An 8,442-nucleotide genomic window follows, 5' to 3' on the forward strand; every position below is an offset into this window, starting at 1 on the left:
GTGGACGTTGGAATTTTTGGTTATCTGTTTAGTTTACATAAAGAATATCGGGAAGTTAAAAGAGATTTGTTCGCAATTATCATGGTCAACCTTAAAATCGAAGCTCGTTTGAGATCACCGTGAAGGTGATAAAGATTAGTTAATAAGTAGATCTCTGAATGTCAATTCGATTTAAAAACACATACTACCAAACAATGTTTTCCAAAAGTTTGACATAAAGCATCACAAACATATTGAATCAATCTTGAAGCTAAGTAAATTACTACTATTGGGTTCAATTCCATTAAAGTCCATTTACAAAAGAGTTTATTACTAACAATCGATTTCTTAGTTATTTTAGTTATGATAATTCCTTTATTAATCGTGAAATCTGGTTCCCAACCTAAATATGAGAATGCGGTGTCCATAGCTCCAACGCTTGGAAGTATCGTAAATTGAACTCCTAATATATTCAGATAAAATGCAAGTTCATTTATCCCACTATATCCAAGCATACTTCCAGAATGAAGTTTCACTACAATTCCTCTCGAACACAACACAAAGTAAATCATACGTTCGATTTGATAGTTTAAATTATTTTGAACCCATATAGTTTTATCACAATAACTTAACAACTTCCTGTTTATCAATGAACTTGAACATATACAAAGTTTACAATTTTTGATTAACGTCAAAGCTCTAATACTGATAAGATCTAAGCCTCCAGATGGCAATCCAATGAACCATAACATCTTGTTGTACTTTATGTTTATCCTTCCAATATTCGTTACCATCATGGTTAACTTAACAGTTCAACACGGATAACCTTCCTATAAATTAAACCCACTGTTGGTTAGACATTACATATTATTCGAACTACCATGTTTAACATGAAATCTGAAGGATAATGACAATATTATTCAAAGCAAAACAACAAACATCTGTTAAAAGTGTCATAACTACCAAGCACAAACACAACTTAAACCAAAGATCCTCATTGTGTTACTAAATCCTACACACTAAACGAACCCATCAAAAAACCTAACAACTGACCACAAACGAATGAACTAATATCTACTTAAGATTAGGTAATTCAAATATTATACTTAAAATTAACTCAAAACAATCCCATAGAAACCATATTTAGTAACATCTAATTTGATTCATTTTATTAAACTTATCTATATCATTCATTTGATCTAATTTCATAAAGTTCATCAAATTCCAATCCATATAATCCATTAACATAATTGTGATAATTTTAATCCCATCCCATTAGAACTTCTTAGTGTTAAAAACCATACCTTGATCTTGGATAAAACATGTTATACCCATGAGTCAAAACATGGAGGTTGTTAATGACCACTAAAGTTAACATCTTAAACCACAAAACACAGTACATTATACAAATATTTCTCTTCATAAAATCGATTCCTTTAACCTCAACATTGCTTAAATTATATTACTAACACAATGGTTAAATCTTTAATTACATGATAAAACACGGTACTAAAGTTAACAACATAAAACCCATGAACAAGATGTTATAACAATTGTAATGCCAACATATATGTTTAATTTAACACCATCTTCTTCCCTGTATCCAACTAAATCTAAACAATTGATCTAATTACCTATTATAATAAGTCATCCATTAAACAAAATCGTTTAATTCAAGCAATTAATAACAACCGTTCCTTGATGAATGATTATGATCAAACAACTGATACAGATCTCACTAACAAACTAATTTATTACCGTAAATTACACCTCATTTTGATGTATATATCTCTTCAACTTATACCACCGCTCATACTATTCACTACCTTGTTACCATGTTCCTTAATCATTATATAATCTCATATATTAATTCTTAATTCAACACAACAACATCCGGTTGTTTAACAGATGTTTCAACTTCTGTAATCATTTTAACATTAAACACTCATCAAAGCTGACTTCGTTGCCAACACAGATAACATCTTCATGACTAATATGGTCAATACCTATCAAAATAGATCTTTAATCCATTGACTAATTCATAACTTCATTGAATCCGGAAATTGTATCAACTTTAATTATTACATCGATTTTTAAACTAATAATTACCCCACTAAACAGGATCAACATTGGCTGGTTTAATTCACATCACATCATATTGATTACCATTTCCCCATTACACAATCCAAACACCCAGTCCTCAATCCAGTTAATCAACTACCCATCCTCTGTTCCAATATTACACCTCTTTCAAAATAACCATTAAAACGTTGGTTTCAGTCATCACAACTTACAAACACCTCAATTATCCCTTAATAAACCAACACATTAACAACCGGATCCCAATCCTTTACTAACCTAACATCTATAACTATCCCAACAGATTGATGGACTTATGTTACTTCTTAATCTGAACTTATCTACATCGAACACAACATATCTAATAATTGTCCGATATTCCTACTTGATTTAACAAGAACTTTAACATCAACAACATCTATCCCGATTATCTCATAAACAATCACAACCTCCAGCTAACCCAATCTCTGTGTTTTCAAGTGTTCGTTCCTACTTCCGATGTTCAACAACCCAGTCAATCACAACTCCGTTGAAGTAGATAAACCAAGTTGATCAATTAAGTCTGTAATCCCGATTGCTTTGAACACCGATGTTTACCTAAACAACCTCAACTAACATTGATATATTTGAAACATGAAAACAACCTGAACGGATCCACTGAATAAGTAATACCAAGAGTAGCTACAAACCTAACCCCCTTCCTCCATGCATAAACATGCTTATCCTAAAGACATTGAATTGATGAAATCCTGATTAACAGGATGTTGTTTCCATTATAAAACATACTATCTACCAAACTTATCTAACCATGATCGGTATGACCTAAACACATCAATCTTCAGAACTTTAAACAAACTCATGAATACACCCACTTCAAACGTTGTTATCAACCAATCATTCAATCGAACATTAAAATAACCGATCAGACTCCCTTATATACTGACCTTACCAATATATCCATTCTTACTCCCTATAAAACACCTCCCCACCATTGCATCAACACCATTAACCTCAACTTCTCCATCTTTTCATTAATCAATTACCTCTAACCATTTAACAACACCATTCTACCTCGTATTAATATCGATAACTATTCAACTAGATGTTCCTTACTTTATGTAGCTGATACTAACTACTCCTAAATGATAACATCTCCTAATGTTAATGAAATATCATAGATTAAACACATTCTTCGAAACTATATAATATTATTGAAGTTAACATAACCTGTTTCCATATCCCAAACCAATTAATGGCAACATACCAAACATTATTCGGTCTTTAATACCTGTCATTTTGAATTCCAAACCTTTTATAACAGCATTGGCTATGGCTTTTGTCGAACCTTGATAAGACATCGTTGATAACGGTGAGATCTGATGTTTAGTACACAACTTCGATACACCAACTATCTGTCTAGAATATCTAATCTGTTCCTGTCCAAACGTTTGACAAACCCTGTTAATCTGATCGATAACCCATCATTTATTGCTGGAATATTTAACAAAGTTGAAGCAATTGGTATTCCACATTACTGCAGTCGATGTCATTAGTTTTAACACAACTTCTATATGTTTTGGATTAACATTTATCCCATATTGTTCATAAATCTGTTTAACACTTTTGATAAAATATTTAACGAACCAACGGAATCCATGATTGATAGCATAATCTGAAAGATCTACCTCACCAGACAACAACATTTCCATAGTACCAACATCTTTATCAGTTTTTGTGTTTAAATGTTGTTCGTATAAATGGTATACTATTGGAAACTTACGCTTAGATCTTGGTTCAATTACATACGAATTGAAATCTTTTGTATTACCTATCCTTAATAACCCACAACATGGTGAGATAATAGCAACATCCGAACCTGGTTCAGAATTATCAAACAAATGTTCTAACTTGTACAAACCTCCACTTTCATCTGAAACCATGTCTTGATAATCATCTACCTTTTTAAGCATAATACAATCGAATATTTCAACATCACAGTTACTTTGAACAACGAAGTGGGATGAAACATTGGTCTTTATCGAATATGTCAAGCTTATATCAACTACTTTAAGTATAATTCTGGCATCGAATTTGTCTGTTTGTTTTCAATTTTTAACTAAGAATAAATCATCGGATCTTGATGTTCTACGGAAATTAACATTACAACACAGATTACCATAACACAATTTACCACCAACTAAACCAACATACGATTCGTTTTGAACACAACGAAGTCATAAGATTTGTCCTTCTTCAACAAAGTCATTGTTATTAAAGAACAACCTTGATCCAATTGGAACAGCAACCTTCCAAACAAGTTTTTCCTGTTGATAAATCACAACTGAACACTTAGAATTTACAACGATTAAGCCATCTTGATATGAGTTAATGCATACAAAATTAAGTACTTTAATCCGTCCACAACATGGTGCTTTGGTATAATATTGACAACTTTTCGTAGGTTTATCAAAGTTACTAATTTCTAATCCATGAAATGTTCTTAACGTTAACTGAGTTCCGGGTTCACCGATCGATTGAGCTGCCAACATCCCAACCGAATCACCTAAATTCACTAACTTCCCTGTACCAATATTCAATCCATAACACTTTCTGCATATACCGGACCTTGCTTGACACATTAATGGCGAACGAATATGAACTTTATACTTACAAATCTTTACTAAATCCAATATTATCTCTTTAGTCAACACAACGTTTGAATCAGCTACCACAACGTTGTTAACAATTACATCATCAAGTAAAAACCTACCAATAAGTCAACCACAAGTGTTATCACAACCATCAGATGACAAGTCTATCTCTAAACCCAACTTCGTTCTGCAATCAATTTCATCTATAATACATTCCCTTGATGCTTCCACTAACTTTCTCATAAAATAACCTGATTTTGATGTTTTAATCACCGAATCTATTAATCCCTTTCTTGAACTGTAACTAAGTACAAACATTTCAATGGTTGAAAGACCCTCTGTGTACGAATGAAGTATTGGCATTTTGCTAAGCTCATCATTGAAGCAAACAACCTTACCTCTTAGACCCGTTAGTTGTTGTAATTGACCTGATGTTCCTCTCGCTCCCGAAGTCACCATTATTCTAATTGATGAAGAATTACTGGGATGTATATCTGAATCATCTAGATCCATAGTTTTGTAAACTTCATCAGCAACATTTGACCATAACCTTCAAAGACTTGAACGTTGTTGTGAATTATGAGGAACGATTCGTGTGTTGTTAATCATTTCTCTTGTTTTCTTTCGAACAGACCTCAAGATGTTGTGTTTGTGTTTGGCAGTTAATAGATCAGGTAAACCTAATGATAGTCCGGATTGTGTTGCATATTTGAATCCCAATCTCATTAGTGCTTCACAAAACTTTACCGTCTTTCATCGATCACAATTTGTGTTAACTTCTTGTATTAAATCTATAATTCGATCCTTTGTAAATTCCGGATGATAAACATCATATCGAAAACAACATTCAGATGGTACTATATCGGCAATCAAAATCCTGCCCGGTGTTGTTATAATTGTTGTTAATTTGTTATTAATAATCACAACGTATATAATTTTAGTATGGACGTTGATCAAATTCAGATCAACAGCTCTTTTGAGTAGAAGTAACGATTCAAATCTCAAGCATTCTTTATTACTTTCTACTAAAGACAAGTAGTACAATCCCATTATCATGTCCTTAGTTGGTGTTATAACAACGTTGCCATTGGCCGGATGTAGTATGTTTTTAGATGATAACATATATTTCATTGCTTCAAGTTTTGCTTCACTAGTTAACGGAACATGAACCACCATTTGATCACCATCGAAGTCAGCATTGAAGCCAGCACAAACCAGAGGATGTACTTTGATTACCCTTTCATTATTTAATCTTACCATAAAGACTAACATACTAAGTTTATGAAGCGTTGGTGCTCTGTTTAAAATAATAGGATAATAACTTACAACCTCATCTAAGATTTGATTAGCCATAATCGGATCACGTTCCAATATCCTCTCTATTGAATCATTTGGTTTGTTTCCAAGTTTCAACATTGCTTTTAAATAGATTATTGGTTTAAACAGATCAGATGCCATGGTTCGTGGTATACTACACTCATCGAGTTTTAGATTCGGACTTGGAACAATCACCGTTCGTCCAGAATAATCTACACGTTTACCTAATAGAGTCTGTCGGAATCTACCATGCTTACCTTTCAACATTTCTGAAATAGATGTTAATGTTTTATTACTATATGACGGATGGTTATCTAAATCACTTGAATTGTCATATAACATATCTACCGCTTTTTGTAACTTCCCGATGTTTTGTATTAATTCGTTAGTAGCCAATTGTCAACTGAACTTAAAGAGATCGAAACAACATTTTAAAGTATTATTAGCATTTATTACTTGGCTATAAAGTTCGTTTAGATCGGAAGATTGAACTCTTTCATCATCATCTGCCAACATTGGTCTCAAACTAGCAGGTAAAACAGGAATAACTTTTAACACAAGCCAAGTTGGATCAACATTCTTTTTCAAGAACCCATCAATGATCTTCATCCTTTCGTTTAGTTCATTTGAAGCAGTCACGGACTCAGCTCTTTCATATCTTTGTTGGATATCCTGTTTTAGTTTATTAAGATTTGTTCTCGATAGTAAATAGTTTATTGCCGATCCTCCCGAAACAATCCTGTCCCAACCTGTTTGTTTACCAAGATCACTGTAAGTAGATGAATTAATTATCTTCCCATCATATAAATCATCGGATATTCGTTTGTTTATTACGTGTAAATCACAATTTATTAGACCTTTAATCACCGAACTAGACACTCCAAGCAAAGTTTCCAGTACTTCTGTATTATTCTTATGAAATCAAGTGTGAACAACGGGTTTAGTTAATTCTATATGACCGAATCTTTGCTTGGTTTTTCTTCAGTTAATGTTAAAGTCAGTTCCACAATTAGAACAACACTTGTTTGAATTAATCACAGGTTTGTTACATAAACATTCGTTCTTGTTAATCGGACCGAATATCCTTGGACAAAACAGACCATCTTTGATAGGTTTATCTGTTTCATCATCAAAAAGTACACTGTTCGTTACTTCCCCATACGATCATGATAATATTGTTTGATCTGAAACAACCGATAACCTGATAGTTTTGTTTCCTCGTTTATCCATCAAGTTCAATTACCACATCATTGTCATGGTTAATTCTTGGTTATGTAATCTTAAGTTCAATGCAAAGTGAACATAATTCCGTGATCAGAACAGATAATGTCTCTCCACAGGATGTTTTGAACCTTAAATGTTTCTCATCTATGTTGGTACTTAACGTTTTCCGAGCTTTTAAATCATCACATTTAGCGGTTAACATTTCTCGAATAATAAATGCTACTCCATAGCTCTGCAACGCCCATACCTCCATCTCACCTAATCTCTGACCTCCTTTGTTCATCTTACCTTTTATCGGTTGTTGAGTAATAGTTGAATAAGATCCTATAGATCTGGCATACATTTTATCATCTACCATGTGGTCTAATTTATAAACATACATAATTCCAACCGTTGTCTTTCTATCAAGTTTTAGACCTGTTATCCCATCGTATAATTGACATTGACATTTATCATCTTTTAGATCAATACGTGATTCTAAGAACTTAATATCCTTCTTGATTTCTATGTCTTGAACGTTGGTTTTGACACCATTGGATAAATCGAACATCAGTTCCAATATTATTTTGTTATCGATTGATTTGAAATCAACATTCGGATGGATTTCTGATAGCTTTGATTTAGCGATATCGATTATTCCTTGCCTGTTGTTCGATATGTTATATATTTGAAGTAACTTTTTGAATTCTAATCCCATCTTATAAGCTATCAATCCCAGATGTGATTCCAATATCTGTCCAACATTCATTCTTGAAGGTATACTTAATGGATTAAAGATAACGTCCACAGGTGTTCCATCGGCCATGAATGGCATATCCTCCTTCGGAACTATCCTCGATATCACACCTTTGTTGCCATGCCTACCACATATCTTATCACCTACCTTAATTGATCGTTTGATTAAAAGCTGTATTTCAATTCTATCTAAATTAGATGAATCACATGAATTGGATTTTGAAGTCAAGTATAAATTCATCGATTTAAAACAACGTTTGTACAAAGCTGTAAATTTTAATATGTACGACTTATATGCTAATTGTAAATCATTTGAAAGTTTAACATTGATGCTATCGAATTCAAAGATGCCGTAACTTTGATGTCTACTTTTTAAGATTATTGTTTCGGTTCTTGATAAATGTCATATATGTTTAATGTATTTCTTTCTTAATAGTTCTAGATTTGTAACAACGTT

The 8,442-nt window shown here is 32.7% G+C and carries 6 protein-coding genes; all 6 read right to left on the reverse strand.

Annotation, left to right across the window (positions count from 1 at the left end; translation table 4 throughout):
* Positions 1-20: 20 nt before the first annotated feature.
* Positions 21-776, reverse strand: a complete 756-nt coding sequence (locus MAGTDC_RS03935; protein WP_146657134.1) for an SAM-dependent methyltransferase — start codon at positions 774-776, stop codon at positions 21-23.
* Positions 777-1,845: 1,069 nt separating this feature from the next.
* A complete protein-coding gene (locus tag MAGTDC_RS05100; RefSeq protein WP_192573237.1) occupies positions 1,846-1,992 on the reverse strand; it encodes a hypothetical protein in 147 nt (48 codons plus the stop codon).
* Positions 1,993-2,141: 149 nt separating this feature from the next.
* Positions 2,142-2,279: a hypothetical protein gene (locus MAGTDC_RS05105; RefSeq protein WP_192573238.1), complete on the reverse strand. Its 138-nt coding sequence runs from the start codon at positions 2,277-2,279 to the stop codon at positions 2,142-2,144.
* Between the two features lie 234 nt (positions 2,280-2,513).
* Complete coding sequence (locus tag MAGTDC_RS05780) at positions 2,514-2,645, reverse strand: hypothetical protein (protein ID WP_278047001.1); 132 nt, start codon at positions 2,643-2,645, stop codon at positions 2,514-2,516.
* A gap of 630 nt (positions 2,646-3,275) precedes the next feature.
* On the reverse strand, positions 3,276-7,256 hold the full coding sequence (locus MAGTDC_RS03940; RefSeq protein ID WP_278047002.1) for a hypothetical protein: 3,981 nt from the start codon (positions 7,254-7,256) through the stop codon (positions 3,276-3,278).
* Positions 7,257-7,296: 40 nt separating this feature from the next.
* The coding region (locus MAGTDC_RS03945) for a DNA-directed RNA polymerase subunit beta (protein ID WP_462138621.1) at positions 7,297-8,442 on the reverse strand (1,146 nt) is incomplete at its 5' end.

The organism is Candidatus Hodgkinia cicadicola (assembly GCF_002774925.1).